The sequence below is a fragment of the Bacteroidia bacterium genome, from assembly GCA_041391665.1.
In the GTDB taxonomy this organism is placed as follows: domain Bacteria; phylum Bacteroidota; class Bacteroidia; order J057; family J057; genus JAGQVA01.
The window spans coordinates 1,868,639-1,892,357 of sequence record JAWKNO010000003.1; the positions used below are offsets into that span (position 1 = coordinate 1,868,639).

Sequence of the window (23,719 nt, forward strand, 5' to 3'; positions counted from 1 at the left end):
TGCTATGTCAGAAAACAATAAAATCGCTCTCGAAGGACTAACTTATGATGATGTCCTTCTGATTCCCGCCTATTCCGAGGTACTTCCCCGCGACGTCAACACCGCTTCTTTCCTTACCCGTGATATCCGGCTCAATCTCCCTATCGTGAGTGCTGCCATGGATACAGTTACGGAACACCAGATGGCCATAGCCATGGCTGCCAGTGGAGGAATCGGAATCATCCACAAAAATATGACCATCGACCAGCAGGCCGAGGAGGTGCGAAAAGTAAAACGCTCCGAAAGCGGGCTGATCGTTGATCCGATTACACTTTCTGTTGACGACACCCTGATCCGTGCATCTCAGCTTATGAACGAACACAGTATCGGAGGTATTCCGATCACTGACAAGGATGGGCGACTCGTTGGTATTCTCACCAATCGCGACCTTCGCTTTGAGACAGCTGATGGCCGGAAAGTGCGGGAACTGATGACCCACGAAAATCTTATCACTGCACCAGAAGGCACGACCCTCGAAGAAGCCGAAGAAATCCTCCGCCGGTATAAGGTCGAAAAACTCCCTGTAGTGGACAAAACCGGTCGACTGGTTGGATTGATTACCTATCGTGACATCATCAAAAAGCAGGCCTTCCCAAATGCTTGTAAAGACCATCTGGGCCGCCTTCGCGCCGGTGCTGCCGTAGGCGTTACCGCTGACACTTACGAGCGTATCGCAGCCCTTGAAAAGGCCGGCGTGGATGTCATCACGGTTGATACCGCACATGGCCATTCTCAGGGTGTGCTCAATGTCATCAGAGAAGTAAAAAGGAAATTCGCCCACCTGCAGATCATCGGGGGAAATGTCGCTACCCGTGAAGGAGCCGAAGCCCTTATCGCTACAGGCGTCGACGGTATTAAAGTAGGGGTAGGGCCGGGTAGTATCTGTACCACCCGTGTTATTGCAGGAGTAGGTGTACCACAGCTGACCGCGGTAATGGAAGCTGTAAAAGCGGCCAAACCTGCCGGTATCCCCGTGATCGCCGACGGCGGCATCAAGTATTCAGGAGACTTTGTCAAAGCGCTTGTAGCAGGTGCCAGCTGTATCATGGCCGGAGGACTACTCGCAGGTACCGATGAAAGCCCGGGGGAAACGGTATTGTATGAAGGTCGGAAATTTAAAACCTACCGCGGAATGGGTTCTATCGAAGCCATGAAGTCGGGTAGCCGGGACAGATACTTCCAGGATGTGGAAGACGATATACAGAAGCTTGTACCGGAAGGGATCGTAGGGCGTGTGGCTTACAAAGGCACTGTGACCGAAGTACTATACCAGATGGAAGGTGGACTTCGCGCAGGCATGGGTTATTGCGGCGCAGCCGATATTTCGACCTTGCAGACCCGCCAGCTTATCCGCATTACAAATGCAGGACTGCTGGAAAGTCATCCGCACGATGTCCAGATCATCAAGGAAGCACCCAACTATTCCCGCAGGTAGGCACTGCCTAACGACCGATTTTAAACGCTTTTGCCCGGGGGTCATAATATCCGCGAAAAATCTGCCCGCGGTATGCCCCCCGGACAAAATGCGCTTCCCCTCCCGGAAAAGTAGGCCGGCGATTGGAAGACGCCAACGGCGCACTCACCGGTAAAAAAGCCGGTTGGCTCAGCACGCTTCGAAAAAAAACTGACCGGTAAGATTCATCCAATACCACTCCACTCACACCACGTACCTGCGTGGGCTTGACACCTCCCATACACAACTCTGTCATTGGCGCTTCCGGAGAGTTTTGAGCTAAAATCGCCAGATAGTCTGTCCGGGCAACTTCCTGAAGAAAGTCCGCAGTGCGAAAAATAGATTTCTCATTTCCCAATTCATCCATTAACGTTATCCCTCCGGTCTGAATGGCAAGATCATCTTCTGCACCAAAAGCATAGCTGCGGACAATTTGCCCGCCCCTTACATCCATTATCTGTAGCTTTAAGGAGTCTTCTGAAGCTGCCAGCTGATAGAGATAATTTCCAAGAAATGCCGAGTTGGACTTCCAGGAAGATAACTGGGCAAAACCTGGCCCGGTTATATTTTGTTCCAGCTTTTGTCCTGTGCGAAGGTTGATAGAGACCAGATAAGTAAAGCCGGGTTCATCCAGTGTCAGGAATACCGATTCACCATAATGATACATTTTTCCGGGAAGATAAACATCTGTCAGACTTAGCTCTTCCGGCTGTTCGATACGCGTAAGTTCGTAGTCAGTCTTTTCAAGGAAGTCTGCCTTGTCAATTGAAAATTCTCTTGTATCAAAATTATCTTCTCCTTCAAACCGGCAAATCCGGATTGTGTTGGTATTGCGGGGCATCCGGAGAATATGCAGCACCCCGTCAAATGTAAATGTACCCCAATAAATCAACCCTTTGCGTACCCGGCCAACGTCAAAGTTCATGGTTTTGGCTGTTCCTTCAGACTTACTGATCGCATATACCTGATATTCATCGCTGTCTTCAGACCAGTAGTAAATATTCAACTGATCGGGAAGATTGGTGAATCCGACTCTTTGCAAACGCCCTTCGGCAGGCAGATCGTAGAGGGTATAGTTTTGTTTTACTTTAAAGTTGAGATCAAGCAGATACAGTTGTGCTTCTGTTCCTTCTTTAAAAAGCAGGGTAATTCCATTTTCATCTGAAAAGGCATAAACTTCCGCAGAACCAGATAGCGGAACGGGGATTTGAGCAAGCGGTTGAAAATTCTGCCCGAAGACCGGATAAGCAGCAAGCAGAAGAAAATACGACAGGAATTTGAGCTTCAGGTTTTTCATAGGACGGTTACAGACAGATATATTGTCCATTTTTAAAACGAAGAATCCCCGGATAAAATACATCCGGGGATTTTGTTTTTTATTGCAGGAGAATCTTTCGATTTCCCATTAAACCTTACTTTTCGCTAAAAATCACCTAATTTTTTCTCAGGCGGTTCTTCGCTTTTTTTATTGTCCACGGGGGGTTCTTCTTCGAGCAGCCCCATTTGACGCTTCATATCTTTGATGAGTTGTTCGGCGGAAAACTTTTCTGCCTGAGCCTGTTTTTCCAGGTTTTCGATTTCCTTATTTACGGCGGAATCACTTTCAAGGGACATCTCCAGCTTGGCTTCACTGAGCGCTGTTTTGTGATTGATTTTATCAATCCAGTCATCAGAGTCATCCGAAGTAAGTCCGGAGGTAATTTCAGTAACGGCCTCGTTCAATTTACGGGTATGGCGCATTACCTTCATCTGCTCCTCGATTTCCTTACGCTTTTTGATATCATCTTTAAACTCCTGCTTCATTTGTTCTTTGAGCAGACGTCTTCTTTCTTCACCAGTCATAAGTCAAATCTTTAAAACAACTATTCAAGTTCTTTTTTACCAACCTCATTGTCGAGCTCGTCCAGGAGCGGATCTTTGGAATCCAGGCCCATTTCCATTTTAAACTGTTTTACAAGATCTGCAGCGCGAAGGTTTTCGGCCTCTTCATCAATCTTGTAAGAGTCTGTGTCAACAGAGTCGAGCGCCATTTCCATACGGGCTTCGTTTTTAGCGGTTTGTTCATTGACGCGGGTTACCATTTCATCATGGGTTGCATCAATACCAGCCACTTCGAAAGACTCCATTGTGTCAGCAATTTTGGCCTGCCATTTGGCTCTTTCATGGGCGCGAAGTGCTTCACGGGCTTCTGCGATTTTTTTCTCGCGTTGCTTCATGAATACTTTCTTCACTTCCAGTGATTTCTCATAGGCTTTCTGCGCTGTCTCAAACTGCTCCTTGGTCTGAAGCATGTGAGACTTTGTTGACTCCAGGCGAAGCGCATAATTCTGGGCAATATCATCACGACCAGCCTGAATCGCAGCTTTCATTTTAGAGACAAGATCCTTGTATTCCCTTTTGTATTTGCCCAACTCCTTCTCAAGCAACATAACGCTGGCTTTCACCGTCGCAATGTTCTCATTCATTTTAGGAATCTGGTCATTTAATTCCCGGATATTCTGCTCAAGGATGAGTTTGGGATCTTCGATGGAGCTAACAAGTCCCCCAAAAATAGACCTCATTGCTCGTACAAATCGTTTCCACATGTTAATTAAAGCTAAACTGGATTATATAATTTTTTTGTACTTACGGAAAGTTCGATGTATTGGTTAATCAATCTTATCCAATGCAGCTTTTCCGTATTTCCTTTATTTTTCTTGTACCGCCCTAATTTAAGAACTTCTTCCTTATTTCCCACACCTAAGGGGTTCTTTGGTGAGGATGTTGAGGATTATTCCGTAATTTCTTTTACGATAAATGCCGGAACCCACGCCTCAAACTGCCCCATTGAAATACGACACCAGATATCCTGCTCTTCTTTGATGGTAACAGTCGCGCCAGGACCGATCGGCAGAGAACGGTAATTGGCACCAAAACCTGGCTCTTCATAAAAAGCCGTGGATTGCATGACCACTGCACGACGGGGAGAAAACCAGGCCTGTTCCAAAAGGATTATACTGAACACAATGGCAATTACCCCCGAAACAATCCCTATCGCGTGAAAAATACCGTGTACCCTTCGGATCACCACCACACTGCTCAACATAGTCAGTACAGCTAAAAACAGCGTCAATGAAAAATAGTTGTGATGAAGAAACAACCGGTAACTACTCCATGTTTCACCGGCAGAAAGTCGCTCTCTATTTGCCACACCCATCAGCTGACCGATCTTATCTTCGATTCTCCCACCCCCAAATTCCCATTGAATCTTGCGCAAATAGTATATGGAAGCGGGAAAATTTCCTTTTTTTTCATACATATATGCCAGACGATAAAAAATTTGTTCCTGCACATAACCGGTCTCTATCACCTGCTCATAAAGAGGTATCGCATCAGTAAAGTTCTCATATTCAAACTTTTCCGATGCCCGCTCTAGTAAACTGTCAACCATAACCCTCGTTTTGGCTGTTATGGTCTCTGGCCAAAAAATTATCAGCCAGAGTAAAATTCTTATAAAATTACTTGACATTCCAGTCAATGGGCGTATCTTTGCATTCGCAATTACGTAAAGGTTATCTACGTTTGCAAAAAAAGAAGATTCGGTAGCTCAGCTGGTAGAGCATCTCACTTTTAATGAGAGGGTCCAGGGTTCGAATCCCTGCCGAATCACAAATTTTTCACTTTTTACGCCCAGGTGGTGGAACTGGTAGACACGCTACTTTGAGGGGGTAGTGTCCTTACGGATGTGGGGGTTCGAATCCCCCCCTGGGTACGAAAAGCTGCTTACCAGCGGCTTTTTTGCTTTTATAACCCTCACCTGCATTTCCCCACAATCATTTCCCGCAACTTAGGATTCCGGTCAACCGATGCCAGATGGTACACATTATTTACCAGGTTGCAAAAGGCCCTATCGGTCATCGATGATGCCGCACGCATCAGCACGCCATCAGGACGCCGCGAAAGGGTAACTTCCAACAAATAATACTCCAACTGCGCCTCTTCATTCAAAGACTCCTTAGCGGGCAGGAGAATGTCTCTGGCCATTACCAAAACTTCCCGGTCTGCCATCACCTGATGAAGAAATATATAATGCTTCGCAACGCCGTGACACTCTCCAGAAGTGTATGCTTTTCCCTTATAAAATTTGTGGAGCGTGCGTAAAGCTTCCAATGCTTTTGTATGCCGGGCTGAATATTCATCTCTGCGATCTCCATAAATATAATAATTGGCCAGTTTCAGATATAATTTCACCCTCAACGTTCGGATGTTTTCTTCCGGAAGCGCTTTGGCGATTTTCTCCAGCCGCTCAAACTGCTTGACCATGTCTTCTGCCTGAAAGGTCGTATCAAAAAAAACACCACGCATTTCATCCCAGCTTTCTACATTTAATGTCAAAAACCTATACAGGTCAAATTCAAACAACATCTCGGTTTCATCTGCTTCCGGCGAAAGTGCTACCTGTTTTAATATTTCGTAAAATGGCCCGTTAACAAAATTCAACCCCAACGGTCTGTTATTATTATTTCCTCTTGAATTCGCACAAGTGGTATTGCTCAGAAATATTGCGCCGTTTCCCATATTAAAATCAATATGGTTCAACAACAGCGTTTGAAATGGAGGCTCAAACGGATAGGCCATTTTACAATAAATTTCCGGAGATAACTGCCTGTCTGATATTCGCTTGTAAACATAACTTTGCAAATACAATGTATGGCTCAGCATGGCTTTTAACATGTCCTTATTTTTTCTTGAGTAATAATAAGAGACTCTGTCAATGGCGCTTTTCAGATTTTTTCGAATAATGGTTTCTTCATCATAACATACCGCCGGTTTTTGTTTTTGTATATCGGACAACATATCATAGAAATCCACAAAATTCAGCAGATCAGAAGAAAAAGTGAAAAGGGAATTACAAAATTCGTCAGACTCAGCCATTGTGCCCGTGCGTATTTCCTCCCTGACATAGCGCCGAATCGCAGCAATTCGCATCTGTGCTTTTTCAACGTCTTCGTTTGACGCCCGTGGATTTTCTGCAATTGTGCGATAACGTTCAAAATCCTCCCGGATAATTTCCCGAATTTTTTCGGGGGTGAGTTTTTCCTCTACCATAAGTTTCAGCTCAGCTTTTCGCTGAGCGGCAAAGGCTACTTCAAGATTCTTTAAATGTTGTTCGTTTTTCAGCAATTCTTTAATCTGCGACTGCGTCTTATTTGTCCAGCTACCGTAAGGCGTATTTTTCAGTCTGTCAGACTGGAGTTGTTTGAAAAACAGATCCCAGTTCTCTGCGGTTTCAATTGTTGGGGTAATCGAATCCGCATTTACTTTTTGCAGCAGCTTCAGTAAAAGTCCGGCCCGTTCCTTTTGAAGCCGCAGATTCGTGCTGTCCTGGCCTTCTACGGATGCAAATGCAGTGATCTTTGCCTGCCGGATGGTGTAACTACTATCTCGCAGAAACTTTTCAACCTCAGCCAAATCTCCTATCACAGGCCGGGTTTGACTTTTTCCAAATATCAGGGTAAAGGTTTCCGTTCTGCTTCTGCGGGGATTGGGTTTATATACAGGAATTCCTTTTGGAATAAAAGGTTCGCCATTTTCATAGTAGTAAAGCGGCCGGTTAATCGGGCTGCAATTCTGACAATTGATTTCAGGGTATGGCGGGAGTTTATCTACATAGCGAATGGGGAAATTATCAAACCGCAGAACCGCGCAAAGATTTTTTTTCCGGAAAAACTGAATTTCATACGCACCGCCTTCCTCCACATCCATTGGAAGAGAGCCAAGATCTAATCTCCAGCCCAGTCTTTTTGTGGCTAGCGGATCTTTCTTTTTCCCTTTTAAAAAATTTTTAAATTTCTGCCTTCTTGCCTCACTCGCCCTGTTGTCGGTGATCTGATCAAACCGCTGCCACAACTGTTGTCTGATCTGATTGCGATAGATGATTTCACCGTTTAATAATTGTGCGGACTCTGCATAGGAGCTATTCACCGGCGGAATATACACGAGCCGGATCCCATCTTTTCGTTTTCGAATGACAGCAGGCAGATAGGCAATCTGAGGAGATAAGAGTTCAAAAGAAGAATGGGAAGTTACCGAAAACTGAAAGTCGGTCTTTTCCAAAGCCGTTACACATTTTTTACATTTTCCTGAATCCGACCGCTTATTTACCGTCCACATGGTATGAACCTGGGCCGAAAGCGAATAATAAAATACCAATAGCAATCCTGCGATTGCCAGTCGGAGCACCGGGGATAGATTCATCGGATATATGTTTTGTCGTTTGCTAGTAAATCTATACTATTTTTCGCTTTTAGTCAACCGACTTTTCACATATTCCGGCAATGTCTCAAAGGTTTATGGCAGAACGCCCCCACGGTCGGCAAAGTAATTGCTCCCGTTAAAGCGAATAAATGCCCCATCTGAAATGGATGAAAATTCACGGCCTCCCCTGGCCGAAAAGTCAATAGCTACGGCTATGCTTAATTTCAGGTCGCCGGCATCTCCTGTGATTTTCTCTATCTTTAAAAAATCCTTCCCTCCGTAGTCCTGTACAAGTGCCTCCGAGAAGTAACCGTTTTCCACTTTCAGGCTTCCGGGCACAAAAGACAACCCGCTGCCACCGGGCAGGGAATGATGAAGATCAAACATAAGATCAGGGCGGCCGGGCATTTGCCTGAACTGGTAAATCACATGCAGGGTATCCCTCGCGGAGGAAGGATTTATGTCTGTAGAAATATATAGTCTGGGAGGAGAAAGGCGGTAGTGGCTCAGGTCCTGATACATCAACATGACTGCCAGTGCAAGACTCGTGAATGTTGCCCCTGCAAGCATAAATTTTGTAACAATCTGATAGCGAATCTGCTGCTTATGGGCAGTCTTTAGTTCATTCTTTAGCTGGGTTTTCATAGGAACTCAGGTTAGATAATAAACATTAAATTACCCTTGTGCCAAACAAATAAAAAATCCAAATAATGAAATATATTTCACAGAAACAATTTTCTCTTTAAAAGCAAAAAGGCGATCCCGTGGAAGGGATCGCCTTATATGAAATAAATTTCTTATGATCAGTCAGGACTTCCTACACGGATCATCGCGCAGCGGAAACCGATAGTTGCGCTGGAAGAGTCTGCATTGTAGAAACGTCTTGCACCGGGAGAGAGGTAGTAAGCGATATCATACCATGAACCACCGCGATATACTTTTACGTTATCAAATCCGTCATTTCCAACAGGTGCGTTTGGATCTGGGTTGAAGAGCAATGACTCTTTGGATTTATAGGAAATATCATCGAGCCAGTCATCAGGGCGGATTTCAGTTTTACCTTTCCGACGGTAAGGGTTGAAGTCTTCCACATCTTCGAATGCAAGCACACGGTAGTTGTCCTGTGTCCATTCGGCGACGTTGCCAGACATGTTGTAGAGCCCAAAATCGTTTGGCCAGAACTCAAATACAGGCGCTGTGATCATATAACCGTCAGTCATATGTTTGCCGTCTCCACCTCTCCAGCCGGCGTAGTCACCACGACCGCGTTTGAAGTTGGCACGGAACTGACCTTTACGGTTGCGGAGAGATTTCCCTTCCCATGAGTAGATTTCACTTTCGAGGAGACCACGGGCAGCGTATTCCCATTCTGCTTCAGTAGGCAGGCGGTAGGAAGGATATTTAATCGCTTCTTCGTCTTTTTCTGTAAGCACGTCGTTCACCTTCTGTGTCCGCCATTTGCAGTATTCATTGGCCTGGTGCCAGTTTACCCCCACTACCGGATACATATTGAATGCCGGGTGGCTGTAATAAGTTTCTGCATACGGATCGTTGAAGGCGAGGTCGCGACGCCATACATTGGTATCAGGATACAGTTCCTGAAAGCGGGTTTCTCCACCATCATTTTTCAGAACGTCTTCCAGGAATTCTTTCCAGTCAACGTTTGCGATTTCGGTTTCATCCATGTAAAAACTCTGGACAGTAACCTGACGCTGACGGTTGTCCATCGAATTTTCGATATCTTTTTCACCGCCGCCCATCAGGAAAGTACCACCAGGAATTAAGACTAAACCGGGTGCGGGCTCAGTTTCCTTGTACTTAGGGGGTTTGTAGGTATCATCGCTATATTTGATACCCGTTTTGCTGCTGCGCTTGCTTACGTTGTTGATTTTGCTTTTGTGACTGGAACAGCTAACCATGAGCCCACATGCGAGGAGGGCTGACAGCGCATAAGTGATTCCTCTGTTTTTCATAAGAAGACGTTGATTTTACAGCTTTATTACGACACACTTGCCGGAATATTGCCCGGTTTTACTCGTATTGAAGGTAAATGATAACAAGTAGAGCTTTTTATCCTGATAATTCGATTTTTTGTTCAAAAAAAAGATCGTGATCCTGATAATCAAAATCTTGGACAAGGCATTTTGCGGTGTCTGAGACCTTTAGGTTTGTTGTATTGTTCAAACTCCATAACAACCGAAATCTCATGAGAACCACCGGAGATGCGCTGGGTAAGATCGGAGATCGTGTAGTCGTAAGAGTAACCAAAGCTAAATGGCCCCTGTTTTACACCGATAAGACCAATCATAGCGTCCTGGTGGCGATACCAAAGTCCAAACACCATGGGTTCGATATTCACATACAGACCTCCATCAATCTGATAAAACTCTCCCTGCATTTTATAAAGGAATACAGGCGTGATAGACATTTCCCGGCGGCTTCCCATCGGCTGAATCGGGATATTAATACCACCGGTTACAGTATATTTTCTGGGCAGCTTTGCTTCAATATTGCTCTGGCTCACCTGAGTAAATACTTCCTGTGGCTCCGTAATATGATTGACAGAAACGCCCAACCATGCATACTCATTGTAATAAGTAATACCTGCGCTGACATCTGGTCTGACTACAGCATTCGAAATATTTCCAGGTTCCAAAGTAGGTCTTACAAAACCATTGCGTGGATCGATCTGGTCGGGGAAACGAAGTTTATAAAAATCAATACTTGCCTGCTGAATACCTCCTGAAAGGCCAAACCGAATAAAATTGTCATCCACAATTTCGACTTCATAAGCGTAGCTGAGGTTGACATTCAGCTTGGTAAGATTACCTTCCCCTGCCACGTCAGAGTTGAAATTGATACCCAATCCCTGCGAAGTTCCCAAAAAGTGAACGGGTTGGTCATAGGAAAAGGCAAATTGTTTATAGTATCCTGGAATTTTTACCCACTGGGCGCGGTAGTTCATCGCTACTCTCGGACCGATACCACTTCCTGTGAATGCCGGATTGAGCATCACCTGATTGGAGTAAAATTGCGAATACTGCGGGTCCTGTGCCTGGGCGTTTGTCAGGAAAAGAAAGCACAATGCCAGAACAAGGGACGCATGAGCTAAAAGCTTTTTCATTTGGCAAACAGTGTTAAAGTAATATCGCATATTCATATGCAGGTATAAAAGTATTGCTTTTCGTGAACATATAATAGCCGAAACCGTAATTGGTTACACCTCTTTTTGGAAAATTTGGATTGGAAGGTGCAATCTGCATGATTTTTTCAATAAAAACCAGCGAATTATTTTCACACTCCTACATCAGAACCCAATTTATTTAACTCTAAAAGCGGTGAAATATTGAAATAAACCTAAATTCGTACGTAACTTTTCTTAATACTACCAACTCAGAATTTTCCCTCAAAACTTATGAACGTATGGCTGAAAGAAGTAGTATATTTGATATGATTGGTCCTATCATGATTGGTCCTTCGAGTTCACATACCGGCGGAGTAGCCAGAATCGGACGGGTAGCACGGGGATTGTTTGGTCGCCAGCCTGAGCAGGCTGTGATTACTTTTTACAATTCTTTTTCCCGTACTTATGAAGGACACGGAAGCGACCGCGCCATTATTGCCGGGTTGCTTGATATGAAAACCGATGATGAAAGGTTAAAAAACTCATTTGATTTTGCAAAGGAAGCAAATCTGCTTTATTCCTTCAAGGCAGTTTTTAATGCTTCGGCGCTTCACCCCAATTCTATTAAAGTAGAAATGGTAACCGGAGAGCGAAAAATGAGTGTTCTCGGAGTATCCCGGGGTGGCGGCCTGATCTCTATTGTTGAAGTTGACGGGTTTCCCTGCAATTTTTCTGCCCAGTCTCCTGTCATGGTCATAAAAGCTGATGACACAAATGGAAGTGCCGCTTTCATTACCAATGTTGTTGCCCATGAGGATTGCAATATCGCCACCATGACCATCAACCGCAGCGGAAAACGCGCGCTAGCCAAACTGGTTATTGAACTGGATTCGCCCATCCGTTCGCTGACACTTGAATACTTAAAAAGTCTGAACTGGGTGCGGGAAGTCATTTATCTCCCCAATCTCGATCTATAAAAACTCTGCAAAACGCCGGATACTCTCTGCCATCGGTTTTGTGATCCCATTGCTTTTGGCAAACTTTACAATGCCTATTTCTGCCCGGCAGGAAAACTGAATATACAAAAAGTTCTATTCTTATGACAATTCGAAGTATCACTTTTGTTTGGGTGTTGAGCCTGATGATCTCCCTCACCTTTGCACAAGATGCCAGTACATGGGATCTCAGAAAATGCCTTGAATACGCAGCGGAAAGCAATATTTCCCTGAAACAGGCTGAGCTTAATCAACTCAATAATCAAATTGCCCTGGAGCAGGCACAGGCATCCCGTATGCCTTCCCTGAGTTTTGGAGGAAATACCACTACCAACTTTGGTTATTCGGTAAACCCCTTTACCAACCAGTTTACGTCTCAGGCTATTCAGTCCCTGAATACAGGCCTTTCTTCCAATGCTACGCTGTTTAATGGTTTTCGAATCAGCAATACCATCAAAAGATCGGAACTTGACCTGAAGGCCAGCGAACTCGATTACAAACAGGCTGAAAATGACCTGGCATTAAATATCACACTTGCCTATCTTCAGATTCTGAGAAATGAGGAAATCGTAAAAAGTTCACAACTTCAGGTTGCGTCCACCAAAGAGCAGTACGACCGAACCGAAAAACTTGTACGGGCAGGCTCTTTAGCACAGGCAGACCTGATACAGCTTGAATCACAAATTGCTACAGATGAACTCGCCCTCGTCAATGCCCAGAATCAGCGGGAGTTATCTTATCTGAACCTGATGCAAATCCTTCGGCTTGATCCCAACCAGCCTTTCAGAATACTGGCACCGGAACTTGACGACCCCGGAGCAGATTTTATGGATGCAACGACAGCAGAGATTTATAAAATGGCCGAGGACACACAGCCGTTTATTCAAAGTGCTGATATGAAAGTACAAAGTGCTGCATTGGATATCGAAATTGCCAAAGCAGGCCGCCTGCCCAGCCTCTCAGCTTCTGCGCAGGTGGGGTCTGGTTATTCCAGCGGACGACAGCAGTTTACGGGAGAGACTTTTGATGTTACTTCTCCCGTCGAAATTGCGGTGAATGGCGGCGAAGTACAGCCCGCAAATATTACCTATCCCAATCAGGGAAGAGTAACCGATACCTATACTTTCAGCAACCAGATGGTAGACAACATCGGCGGAAGTGTTTCGATTAACCTCAATATACCGATTTACAACCGCAAGCAGAATTTGGCCAATATACAACGTGCCGAAGTAACCATGAAAAGCGCTCAGTTTACCGCTGAACTCCAGCGCCAGCAACTGGAACAAACCATTCAACAGGCTTACCTGGATGCGAAAAGTTCCTATAGCAGCTATCTCGCAACACAAAAACAGGTCGCTGCACTTGAGCTCACTTATCAGAATACAGAAAAACAATTTACTCTGGGCGTAGCCAATTCAACCGAATTTTTGCTGGCAAAAAACAATCTGAACCGCGCGAACAATGATCTGGTGAGAACCAAATTTGACTTTATATTCCGTACGAAAGTATTGGACTTTTATCAGGGAAAACCATTAGGATTATAATTCTGATGGTTTTTCTGACTTACTTTACACACAAGACGCTATTCATGGATAAACTTATGAGAAGGATTTCATTTCTCACATTTCTGGCCTTCTTTGTGCTCGTTGCAGGATGCCAACAGGCGAAAGTAAAAATTCAAACGGACAAGGCAGAGGTGCGTTCGATATTTTCAAGGGTATCTGAATCAGGCACAATCCAGCCTACCGTCGAAGTCCCTGTTGCACCTGACGTTTCCGGAGAGGTCGTATTTATTGCCATTCAGGAAGGCGCCAAAGTAAAGCGGGGAGAATTGTTGTTAACCATACGCCCTGATGACTATAAAGCACAGTTGGAACAGGCAGAGGCAGCAGTCAACCGTAGTCAGGCTGCATACCTTCAGGCAAAAGCCAGCGTAAGTCAGGCCAGGGCAACCCTGTTGCAGGATTCTGTTGGCATGGTCAGATCCCGGCAACTTTTCAAAGAGAATGTAGTCTCCAAAGTTGACCTCGAAAATGCCGAACTTAAATTTAATGTCTCCAAATCTCAGTACGAAGCTGCCGCCTATAACTTACAATCAGCTTTTTATCAGGTGAAAAGCTCAGAAGCGACCAGAAAACAATCCCGGCAGAATCTGGATCGCACCAATATCTACGCATCCATGGATGGCACAGTAACCAAACTCAATGTAGAACTTGGCCAGCGTGTGGTAGGTACCAGCATGATGTCGGGAACAGAAATTATCAAAATTGCCGATCTGTCGAGTATGGAAGTACTCGTGGAAATCAATGAAAATGACATCATTAATGTCGCATTGGGAGACTCCGCAAGGATCGAAGTGGATGCTTTTCCCGATCAGGTCTTTTACGGAAAAGTCTCGGAAATTGCCTATTCTGCAACAGTCGCAGGGATCGCAAGCACAGATCAGGTAACCAATTTTGAAGTAAAGGTAAAAGTATCACCTCAGTCTTATAAAAATATTTCCCTGGCGAAAAAAACAGTTTCCGCTGAAGAAAGCCCTTTCCGCCCGGGTATGACTGCGTTGGTAGAAATTTATACCCGCAGTGAGGTTGACGTAACGACGGTACCCATTCAGGCTGTAACCCTTCGCAACGATTCGCTGGGAGAAGGAAAAGAGGTGGTATTTATCTATGAAAACGGAAAAGTCAGCCAGGTACAGGTGGAAACCGGTATAAGTGATGATTCTCATATACGGATCATTTCAGGTGTAAATCCGGATCAAAAAGTGGTAACCGGACCATATACGATTCTTTCGAAAAGACTTAAGGATGGTATGGATGTAGAAGAATCTAAAGAAATATCGCCCGGAAGAACCGAAGGGGAGAATGATTAACCAGATTTTTCCCTAATTTAGATGTGTGGAATTCTTAGATGAACTTAACGAAGCGCAACGTGAGGCAGTAATGAGTGTGGAAGGCCCGCAACTCGTTATTGCAGGCGCAGGTAGTGGGAAAACCCGCGTACTTACTTACCGACTGGCATTTATCCTGTCACAGGGTCTGGCTGACCCACAGGAACTTCTCGCCCTTACCTTTACCAATAAAGCCGCAAAGGAGATGAAGGATCGTATTCTGCGGCTGATTGGCCCGGAAGCGAAAAGCCTGATCATGGGCACCTTCCACTCTATTTTTTCCAGACTGCTGAGGGTTGAGGCAGAAAAACTCGGTTATACCAACTCTTTTACCATTTACGACAGCGACGACTCGCTAAGACTGATAAAAACTATCCTCAAAGAAAAAGGTCTCAACGACAAAGTGTACAAACCTTCGGTCATTCGCCATGCGATCAGTACAGCTAAAAGCAGGCTTGTCACACCTTCTGAGTATATAGAACTGGCAACAGACGAGTTTAATCAAACCGTAGCGCAGATTTTTAGTGTGTACACTCAGCGCCTGTTTAAGGCCAACGCCATGGACTTTGATGACCTTCTGCTGAAGCCGATTGAGTTGTTTGATAAGTTTCCAGACATTCTCTACAAATATCAGCACCGCTTCAAATTTATCATGGTAGATGAATACCAGGATACCAACCTGGCGCAATATCTTCTCACCAAAAAACTTTCAGCTGTTCACGAAAATATCTGTGTGGTAGGCGACGATGCCCAAAGTATCTATGCCTTCCGTGGAGCCAATATTCAGAATATCCTGAACCTTAAAAAGGATTATCCTGATCTGAAAGTCTACAAGCTGGAACAGAACTACCGATCCACTCAAAATATCGTCAACGCCGCCAATTCTGTCATTTCCCGCAATAAAGACCAGATACAGAAAAAAGTCTTTACCGAAAATGCAGAAGGTGAAAAAATCCATCTGGTCGAGACCACCTCTGAGCAGGAAGAGGCAAGACAGGTAAGCGGTATGATTCGGGAGCAGAAACAGGTACTCAATTTCTTTAATAAGGATTTTGCCATTCTCTACCGCACGAATGCGCAGTCCCGGGCAATGGAAGACGAGCTAAGACGTACGGGTCTTCACTACAGAGTTTTTGGCGGATTGTCGTTTTATCAACGAAAGGAGATCAAAGATGTGGTTGCCTACCTTCGCCTCGCCATTAACCCGCGCGATGAGCAGGCACTCGACCGGATTATCAATTACCCTACAAGAGGTATTGGCAAAACTTCCCTGGAGCGGCTTACGGTTTTTGCAGATCAACACAACCTTACTTTGTGGGAATCTCTGGAACAGGTTGTGCATTCGGGTCTCAATGGCAGGGTGGTCAGCATCATTCAGGACTTTGTCACCATGATCAGAAGTTTTGGCGTCATCGCCAAAAATGGAGATGCTTATGAAGCGGCCAGCCATATCGCCAAAAATTCGGGTATATTGAAGGAACTCCACGCAGAAAATACGACAGAAGGGCTGACGCGCTGGGAAAATGTACAGGAACTGCTCAATGCCGCACAGGCTTTTACAGAAAATCCCGATCAGGATAATGTAAGTCTGGAAAATTTTCTTGCAGATATTTCGCTCTTCACAGACCAGGATCAGAAAGACGACAATGACGACTACATCACGCTCATGACGATCCATGCCGCCAAAGGGCTGGAATTCAAGTCTGTATTTCTGGTCGGAATGGAAGAAAATCTTTTCCCGAGTTCGCTTTCCATTGAAACCAGGGCCGACCTCGAAGAAGAGCGACGGTTGTTTTATGTGGCAGTAACCCGGGCCGAGCAGCGACTTACCCTGTCATATGCACGGTCACGATATAAATTCGGTACACTTCAATTTAATGAACCGAGCAGATTTATCGATGAAGTTGATCCGAAGTTTATCATTCGCCCATATCAGATCACGGCCCGACGGGAAGTAAGTGGAAGAGGAGCCGTTCAGTCGAGAGAAACCGTTTCCAGAAGACCCCTTCAACCACTTACCAGAGCGACGGTAGGCCACGAAAAAGAAGAATTTCCATTGGCTGACCCTAAACAAATTGTACCCGGAGTACAGGTAGTTCATGAAAAATTCGGAAAAGGAAAAGTATTGACCGTGGAAGGAGAAGGAGTCAATAAAAAGGCAACCGTATTTTTTGATCAGAAAGGTCAGCGGGTCTTATTGTTGAAATACGCAAGACTGCAGGTTGTACAATAGGACTGCGAATGAATAGTATTGCAGCTTTAAATAATTTTTAGCTACTTTGCATGGGAAAGCCACTCCTATTACATTCATCCTTACCGGTTCTGAGACGAAATAATATCCTGTTACCAGGGATGTAATAAGCATTCACATATCTTTTTATGAAATATAAAATATCTGAAGAACCTCTCAAACTACGTGAGTTTGGCAGAAATGTCCAGGCAATGGTAGATTATGCCCAGACTATTACTGACAGAGATGTCAGGACACGGGTTGCCAACGAGATCGTGAGGATTATGACCAATTTAAATCCTAACCTCAAGGATAATCCGGACTATAAACAAAAACTCTGGGATGCTGTTTTTCTGATTAGTGAGAATCAACTGGATGTAGAAGCCCCTTATCCCAAACCTGAGAATCTCGCAATTATTCTCAAAGGAGGAAAAAAAGTACCTTATCAAAAAGGAAAACCTAAATATCGCCAGTATGGCAACCATGTCCATCTGATGATTGGAAAGGCAATCGATATGGAAGAAGGGCCTTACAAAGTAGATTATATCAACCAGATCGCCAATACGATGCGGTTGTTTCTGAAAACCATGGATCGGGATTCTGCCCAGGAAGAAGTTATTGCTGAGCATATCAACGATATTTCTGGCGGGAGAATCAGAGTTCAGGCAGAGGATCTCACTTTGTCGAGAGTAGCCCTGAATCCACCGTTGTACAACCAACCCACCACCCACAAACCGCATAATCGCGGCAACAAAAACAATTACAACAATACGCACAAACGTAAGAACAGCAATAACAACAATAATAAGCGACGCAGAAAAAATTAGGCGTCAGCCTTTTAGCATCAGTATTCATGGAATTTTTCGAAGTACAAGGTGGTCATCGCCTGCATGGCGAAATCACACCACAGGGCGCCAAAAATGAAGCTCTCCAGATTCTTTGTGCAGTCCTGCTTACCCCAGAACCCGTAACCATAACCAATATTCCCGATATCGTGGATGTCAATCGCCTGATTGATATTATTGGATCTATGGGTGTAACCGTAGAGCGACTGGCTCCCGATACCTGTCGTTTTACCGCAGATAAGGTGGATCTTGATTTCCTCAAATCCAATGCTTACCTGAAAAAAGCCCGTGCACTGCGTGGGTCGATCATGCTGGTCGGGCCTTTGCTTGCCCGTTTTGGCAAAGCTTACATCTCAAAACCCGGAGGAGACAAAATCGGACGAAGAAGATTGGACACCCATTTCTGGGGATTTCAGCAACTAAGTGCCGAATTTAACTACAACGACGCCGAAGAGATATTCGAAGTTACTGCACCCGGGCGTCTGCGCGGTAAATATATGCTGCTCGATGAAGCATCGGTAACAGGAACAGCCAATATTGTAATGGCAGCTGTACTCGCTGAGGGAATCACCCAAATCTACCATGCAGCCTGCGAGCCTTATCTCCAGCAACTATGCAATATGCTCAACCGCATGGGTGCAAAGATTTCGGGTATTGGCAGCAATCTTCTGACCATTCAGGGAGTAGAATCTTTACAGGGTACGGAGCATCGCATGCTGGCTGATATGATCGAGGTCGGAAGTTTTATCGGCATGGCAGCCATGACTCAGAGCAAACTCACGATAAAAGATGCAGGTGTAGCACATCTTGGAATTATTCCCGAAACTTTTCGGCGCATGGGAGTCAATCTGGAGATTTCCGGAGACGACATTATTGTACATCAGCAGGATGTATGTGAAATTGATACTTTTATCGACGGAAGTATCCTTACCGTATCGGATCATCCATGGCCAGGATTTACCCCTGATTTGCTAAGTATCATACTGGTACTGGCAACCCAATGCAAAGGCTCTGTACTTATTCATCAGAAGATGTTTGAAAGTCGTTTGTTTTTTGTAGACAAATTGATTGATATGGGTGCCCAAATCATACTCTGTGATCCGCACCGCGCCACAGTCATCGGACTAGAAAGAAAACAAAAGCTCAAAGCGATATCCATGACCAGCCCTGATATACGTGCGGGCGTGGCATTGCTTATTGCCGCTTTATCAGCAGGCGGAACTTCCCGCATCTACAATATTGAGCAGATTGACAGAGGATATCAGAACATCGAGCAGCGTCTTACAGCGATCGGCGCAAAAATCACCAGAAAGCGGGAATAGTCTCATGCCGTAACCCGGCCGACAATTTTGTCGTTTTTTCAGGTGTATATTTGGTTACATTTATCATAACTGTTTAAAAACGAGAAACATGATCAAGAAAATGTCGATATATCTGTTTTTAGCAGCAATGTTGGGAACAGGTGTTGTTCTGACAGGATTTTCCGGAAAATCCGACGAGGTTGTTCAGCCGCAGGCCGAACAAATTAAATGGTTATCCATTGAAGAAGCCGTCGCTGCTGCCGCAAAAGACAAGAAAAAAATTGTCGTGGACGTTTATACAGACTGGTGTGGCTGGTGCAAAAAGCTGGATAAAGATACTTACTCACAGGCCGAAGTGATTGCCTATGTAAACCGAAACTATCATGCGGTAAAGTTTAATGCCGAACAAAAAGAAGATATCACAGTAGGAGGTGTTACCTATAAATATATCAACAACGGACGCAGAGGCTACCACGAGCTTGCAGCTAATATGCTGAATGGGCGTATGTCATACCCTTCCACAGTATTTTTCGATCATCAGCTGAATATTATTACCAATGTGCCCGGATATCACGACGCAAAGGAAATGCTGACTATCCTGAATTTTCTGGGAGAAGATGCCTATAAAACTACCTCTTGGGATACTTATCAGAAAAATTTTAAAAGCCCACGGTAACAACCTGAAGCAATACGGGAAACTGCCAGTTATGCCAATGACAATTGCCAGGTTGTCATTGGCATAAATTGTGTTTTAATACTACCCGATGAATGCTTAATTTTGCGGCTTCTACGACAGGAAACTATCACGTAAAAAACTATGAAGGAAGAGATGAAAGATCATGAAGTAGAGAACAATCAGTCCCAAACGGAAACTCAAACGACTGAAAACCCCGTCATAGAAAATGAAATCATGACAGACGAATCTATCCCCACACCGGAAGACAACGAAGATTTAGATAGCCATGAATCTGATAATCAGCAACTTGACGAAAGCTTTGCAACGATAGATGATGCTATTAAGGTAATTGCTGAACTTCAGATGAAGTTGCGGTCTGCTCATAAAGAGGCAGAAGATCAGAAAGATAAAGTACTGCGGCTACAAGCTGACTTTGACAATTTTCGGAAAAGAAAAGCCAAAGAGCAGACAGATACCGTTCGTTTTGCCAATCAGGAACTGCTTTTGAACCTGCTTCCGGTACTGGATAATTTCTCCCGTACCCTTGACGCCATTGAAAAAACTGACAACCTGACAGCGATTAAGGAGGGTATTGGCCTCGTTGACAACAGTATGCGTCTGCAACTCAGCAAAATTGGTCTTGAACCGATCGAATGTGTAGGAAAACCATTCGACTCAGAAATACATGAGGCTATTTCCAGCTTTGAGGTCGAAGATGAATCCAGGAAAGGACTGATCATCGATGAAGTGGAAAAAGGTTATAGGTATCGCGACAAGGTTATCCGGTTCTCCAAAGTAATCGTGGGGGAATAACAGCTTATGGCAAAGAGAGACTATTATGAGGTTTTAGAGGTAAGCAAAAGCGCTTCTAAAGACGAGCTTAAAAAAGCTTACCGTAAAAAAGCCCTGCAATTTCACCCGGACAAAAACCCCGGCGATAAAAACGCAGAAGACAAGTTTAAAGAAGCTGCAGAAGCTTACGAGGTTCTGAGCGATGATCAAAAACGTGCTGCGTATGATCGTTTTGGTCATGCGGGTGTCGGTGGTGCTGCCGGTGGAGGTTTCCAGGGCAGAGGATTTGAGGACATTTTCACGCAGTTTGGAGATATCTTTGGCGACAATAGTCCGTTTGGGGATATTTTTGGCGGAGGCTCATCTGGTGGGAGAAGAAGAGGGCGCAGAGGGCAACGTGGGGGAGATATTCGCATCAAACTTGCCTTAACGCTCGAGCAAATTGCGACAGGGGTAGAAAAAACTATCAAACTCAACCGCCAACTGGAATGTAAAGATTGTTCGGGCACTGGTGCTGATAACGGGACAGCTTTTACTTCATGTCCGACCTGCAATGGTGCAGGGGAAATCAGGCAACAGGCCGGCGGCGGGTTTTTCCAGCAAATTGTAATTTCGACCTGTCCGACTTGTCAGGGTGAAGGAAGAATCGTATCCAAAGGATGCCGTACCTGTGAAGGAAAAGGAAGGGTGCCGGAAGAAGATACAGTAACTGTGAAAATTCCACCTGGCGTACAAGAGGGAATGTCCCTGAGTGTAAGGGGAAAAGGGAATGCCGGTCTTCGTGGAGGTGCCCCGGGCGATCTGATTATTCAGATCGAAGAAACTCGTTCAGACCTCTTTGAAAGAGACGGGGATAACCTTATTCACGAATTGTTTATCAGCTTTCCGGAAGCTGCCCTTGGCACACAGGTAGAAGTACCTACACTCAACGGAGCTGTCAGGATAAAAGTCAATCCAGGAACACAAGCGGGCAAAGTCGTTCGCTTAAGGGGAAAAGGCATTACCAATATCAACGGTTATGGTGCCGGAGATCTCCTCGTCCATATTAATGTCTGGACACCGGAAAATCTTTCTCCTGAAGAAAGAAAAATCCTTACCAGGTTCATGGATTCTGAAAACTTCAAACCCAATCCTACGAAGGAACAAAAAGGACTATTCTCCAAAATCAGAGAGTTCTTCAGCGCATGACGCCAAGCCTTGAAAAGCTCGGCCACCTCCAGGATCTTCTGAAAATTGAGAAGGAGGAGGACATACGCCTGTACCGTGAAATGGTGCTGGAACGGTCGCTGACCGAACGGGTAAAACGGGGTATCTCCTGGTATCCCTTAGTGATGAAACGGCTTTTTGTTGGATTTGGGGATAAAATCGTCGTCGAACTGGAAGAAAGTGTCGCCGGAAAAACCAAAACAGCCAATTTCCAGGCTGGCGATCCCGTAAGTATTTTTGGAAATGTTTCCGATCAGGAAATGGGGCGAAACACCGGCGTGATCGCCTCTATACGAAAAGGAGTAATCAGAATTGCCTTAAACTCTGAGCAGATACCCGAATGGATCACAAGCGCCAGGCTTGGCATAGATCCGGAATTTGACGACAAAACCTACCAGGAAATGGAGCGCGCGCTCCGTAAGGTGATAGAGCCTGGCAAAAACCATCGGCTCGCGGAGCTTCGGGAAATTTTTTCAGGAGATAGCGTTCCCGAATTTCACAATTGGAAAGTTACTTATTCTAATCCCGCACTGAATCAATCGCAGAATCGTGCGGTTCAACGTGTGCTTGAAGCTCATGACATTGCCATTATCCATGGCCCCCCTGGTACCGGAAAAACAACTACGCTGGTTCAGGCCATTAAGGAAGTGCTTTTACATGAACATCAGGTCCTGGTATGCGCGCCAAGTAATACCGCAGTAGATCTTCTCACACTGAAATGCCATCAGGAAGGAATCAGCGTTGTAAGAATTGGAAATCCGGTGAGAGTGGAAGAAGCACTTCAGGAGCTCACTGTGGATGGATTAATGGCCAGTCATGAAGACTATCAGGCATTGCGCAAACTCCGCAAAGATGCAGAAGCGATAAAAACAGCTGCATTAAAGTTTAAAAGAAATTTTGGCGCAAGGGAAAGGCAGCAGCGTCAGGAACTGATGCGTGAAGCGCGGGATTTAAAGAACCTTTCTCATCAATTGGAGGATTATATTGTTTTTCAAATCCTCACTCGCAGCCAGGTTATTGCCACCACGCTTACCGGCGCGGCAAATTCTATTTTAGGCGAAAAACGTTTTCATACTGTATTTATAGATGAAGCCGCACAGGCAATGGAACCCGCGGCGTGGATTCCGATCCTTCGCGCAAACCGGGTAATCATGGCAGGAGATCACTGTCAGCTGCCTCCAACCGTAAAATCCATTGAGGCTGGCCGTAGAGGTCTGAGTCAAACTTTGTTTGAGTCTGTTATCGCCCATAAGGATGTGGACGTCATGCTCGACCGGCAATATCGAATGAACGAGCAGATCATGCGATTTTCCGGAAGAAAGTTTTATGACAATAATCTTCACGCCGATATACAGGTAAAAGACCATGTGCTCGGCCCGGAATTTCCTCCCGTAGAATTTGTAGACACCGCAGGCTGTGGTTTTGATGAGATATTAAATCAGGAATCAAGGAGCAGAGGCAACCCGGAAGAAGCTAATCTTTTGTTGAAACATCTGGCAACACTTTTCAATCAGATTACAGAACAGGTGCCCGGTGTATTGAACGAAAATTTTTCATTGGGCATTATTTCCCCATATAAGGAACAGGTCAGAATTATCAGTAACCAGATTCAGAATAGCCCTATGCTGTCCAATTTCCAGCCTTATATTTCGGTAAATACAATTGATGGATTTCAGGGGCAGGAGCGGGATGTTATTTATATCAGCCTGGTGCGGTCAAATGAAAAAAACGAGATAGGTTTTTTAAAGGACATTCGGAGAATGAATGTCGCACTGACAAGAGCCAGAAAAAAGCTTGTTGTGGTAGGGGATAGCTCCACTTTAGGCAACGATCCTTTTTACCACGACTTTTTGGATTATATAGAAGAAATAGGCGCCTACCACAGTGCATGGGAATGGATGCATCTGGAATAGGCGTTATAAAGCGAATCA

Annotated in this window: 19 protein-coding genes and 2 tRNA genes; 13 read left to right on the plus strand and 8 right to left on the minus strand. The window is 45.0% G+C overall.

Going from position 1 to position 23,719, the window contains the following annotated elements; genetic code table 11:
* Positions 1-4 precede the first annotated feature (4 nt).
* Positions 5-1,474 carry an IMP dehydrogenase gene (gene guaB / locus R3D00_30355; protein ID MEZ4777518.1) on the plus strand — a complete coding sequence of 490 codons (1,470 nt, stop codon included), beginning with the start codon at positions 5-7 and terminating at the stop codon, positions 1,472-1,474.
* A gap of 7 nt (positions 1,475-1,481) precedes the next feature.
* Here the strand turns inward: guaB and R3D00_30360 are convergent, their stop codons facing one another.
* From R3D00_30360 to R3D00_30375, 4 genes are all read right to left on the minus strand, one after another.
* Complete coding sequence (locus R3D00_30360; GenBank protein MEZ4777519.1) at positions 1,482-2,789, minus strand: hypothetical protein; 1,308 nt, start codon at positions 2,787-2,789, stop codon at positions 1,482-1,484.
* Between the two features lie 125 nt (positions 2,790-2,914).
* Positions 2,915-3,334: a hypothetical protein gene (locus R3D00_30365; protein ID MEZ4777520.1), complete on the minus strand. Its 420-nt coding sequence runs from the start codon at positions 3,332-3,334 to the stop codon at positions 2,915-2,917.
* 20 nt (positions 3,335-3,354) lie between these two features.
* Positions 3,355-4,077, minus strand: coding sequence for a PspA/IM30 family protein (locus R3D00_30370; protein MEZ4777521.1), 723 nt, complete (start codon positions 4,075-4,077; stop codon positions 3,355-3,357).
* 185 nt (positions 4,078-4,262) lie between these two features.
* Entirely contained in the window at positions 4,263-4,922 is a 660-nt protein-coding gene (locus R3D00_30375; protein ID MEZ4777522.1) for a hypothetical protein, read from the minus strand.
* A 145-nt stretch (positions 4,923-5,067) separates the two neighbouring features.
* On the opposite strand from R3D00_30375, the gene R3D00_30380 reads away from it, so the two are divergent.
* A tRNA-Lys gene (locus R3D00_30380) sits at positions 5,068-5,140 on the plus strand.
* A gap of 19 nt (positions 5,141-5,159) precedes the next feature.
* A tRNA-Leu gene (locus R3D00_30385) sits at positions 5,160-5,243 on the plus strand.
* A 41-nt stretch (positions 5,244-5,284) separates the two neighbouring features.
* Here the strand turns inward: R3D00_30385 and R3D00_30390 are convergent.
* The 4 genes from R3D00_30390 to R3D00_30405 form a co-directional block, all read right to left on the minus strand.
* A complete protein-coding gene (locus R3D00_30390; GenBank protein ID MEZ4777523.1) occupies positions 5,285-7,729 on the minus strand; it encodes a hypothetical protein in 2,445 nt (814 codons plus the stop codon).
* A gap of 93 nt (positions 7,730-7,822) precedes the next feature.
* The gene (locus R3D00_30395) at positions 7,823-8,374 is read right to left on the minus strand and encodes a hypothetical protein (GenBank protein MEZ4777524.1); all 552 of its coding nucleotides are present in this window, start codon (positions 8,372-8,374) and stop codon (positions 7,823-7,825) included.
* Positions 8,375-8,532: 158 nt separating this feature from the next.
* On the minus strand, positions 8,533-9,702 hold the full coding sequence (locus R3D00_30400) for an SUMF1/EgtB/PvdO family nonheme iron enzyme (protein ID MEZ4777525.1): 1,170 nt from the start codon (positions 9,700-9,702) through the stop codon (positions 8,533-8,535).
* A gap of 149 nt (positions 9,703-9,851) precedes the next feature.
* A complete protein-coding gene (locus R3D00_30405) occupies positions 9,852-10,853 on the minus strand; it encodes a type IX secretion system membrane protein PorP/SprF (protein MEZ4777526.1) in 1,002 nt (333 codons plus the stop codon).
* Between the two features lie 299 nt (positions 10,854-11,152).
* Here R3D00_30405 and sdaAB point away from each other — a divergent pair, with 299 nt between their 5' ends.
* From sdaAB to R3D00_30455, 10 genes are all read left to right on the plus strand, one after another.
* Positions 11,153-11,830: an L-serine ammonia-lyase, iron-sulfur-dependent subunit beta gene (gene sdaAB / locus R3D00_30410; protein MEZ4777527.1), complete on the plus strand. Its 678-nt coding sequence runs from the start codon at positions 11,153-11,155 to the stop codon at positions 11,828-11,830.
* Between the two features lie 122 nt (positions 11,831-11,952).
* Positions 11,953-13,392 (plus strand): TolC family protein, encoded by a 1,440-nt coding sequence (locus tag R3D00_30415; protein MEZ4777528.1) that lies wholly within the window; start codon positions 11,953-11,955, stop codon positions 13,390-13,392.
* A 56-nt stretch (positions 13,393-13,448) separates the two neighbouring features.
* Positions 13,449-14,720 carry an efflux RND transporter periplasmic adaptor subunit gene (locus tag R3D00_30420; protein MEZ4777529.1) on the plus strand — a complete coding sequence of 424 codons (1,272 nt, stop codon included), beginning with the start codon at positions 13,449-13,451 and terminating at the stop codon, positions 14,718-14,720.
* A gap of 25 nt (positions 14,721-14,745) precedes the next feature.
* Positions 14,746-16,971 (plus strand): 3'-5' exonuclease, encoded by a 2,226-nt coding sequence (locus R3D00_30425; protein ID MEZ4777530.1) that lies wholly within the window; start codon positions 14,746-14,748, stop codon positions 16,969-16,971.
* Between the two features lie 146 nt (positions 16,972-17,117).
* Positions 17,118-17,795 carry a DUF4290 domain-containing protein gene (locus tag R3D00_30430; protein ID MEZ4777531.1) on the plus strand — a complete coding sequence of 226 codons (678 nt, stop codon included), beginning with the start codon at positions 17,118-17,120 and terminating at the stop codon, positions 17,793-17,795.
* 26 nt (positions 17,796-17,821) lie between these two features.
* Entirely contained in the window at positions 17,822-19,135 is a 1,314-nt protein-coding gene (murA, locus tag R3D00_30435; protein MEZ4777532.1) for a UDP-N-acetylglucosamine 1-carboxyvinyltransferase, read from the plus strand.
* Positions 19,136-19,223: 88 nt separating this feature from the next.
* Positions 19,224-19,790: a thioredoxin family protein gene (locus R3D00_30440; GenBank protein MEZ4777533.1), complete on the plus strand. Its 567-nt coding sequence runs from the start codon at positions 19,224-19,226 to the stop codon at positions 19,788-19,790.
* Between the two features lie 141 nt (positions 19,791-19,931).
* Entirely contained in the window at positions 19,932-20,603 is a 672-nt protein-coding gene (locus R3D00_30445) for a nucleotide exchange factor GrpE (protein ID MEZ4777534.1), read from the plus strand.
* Between the two features lie 6 nt (positions 20,604-20,609).
* On the plus strand, positions 20,610-21,770 hold the full coding sequence (gene dnaJ, locus R3D00_30450; GenBank protein ID MEZ4777535.1) for a molecular chaperone DnaJ: 1,161 nt from the start codon (positions 20,610-20,612) through the stop codon (positions 21,768-21,770).
* On the plus strand, positions 21,767-23,701 hold the full coding sequence (locus R3D00_30455; GenBank protein ID MEZ4777536.1) for an AAA domain-containing protein: 1,935 nt from the start codon (positions 21,767-21,769) through the stop codon (positions 23,699-23,701). Before dnaJ ends, R3D00_30455 begins: the two co-directional genes overlap by 4 nt.
* The last annotated feature ends 18 nt before the right edge of the window (positions 23,702-23,719 follow it).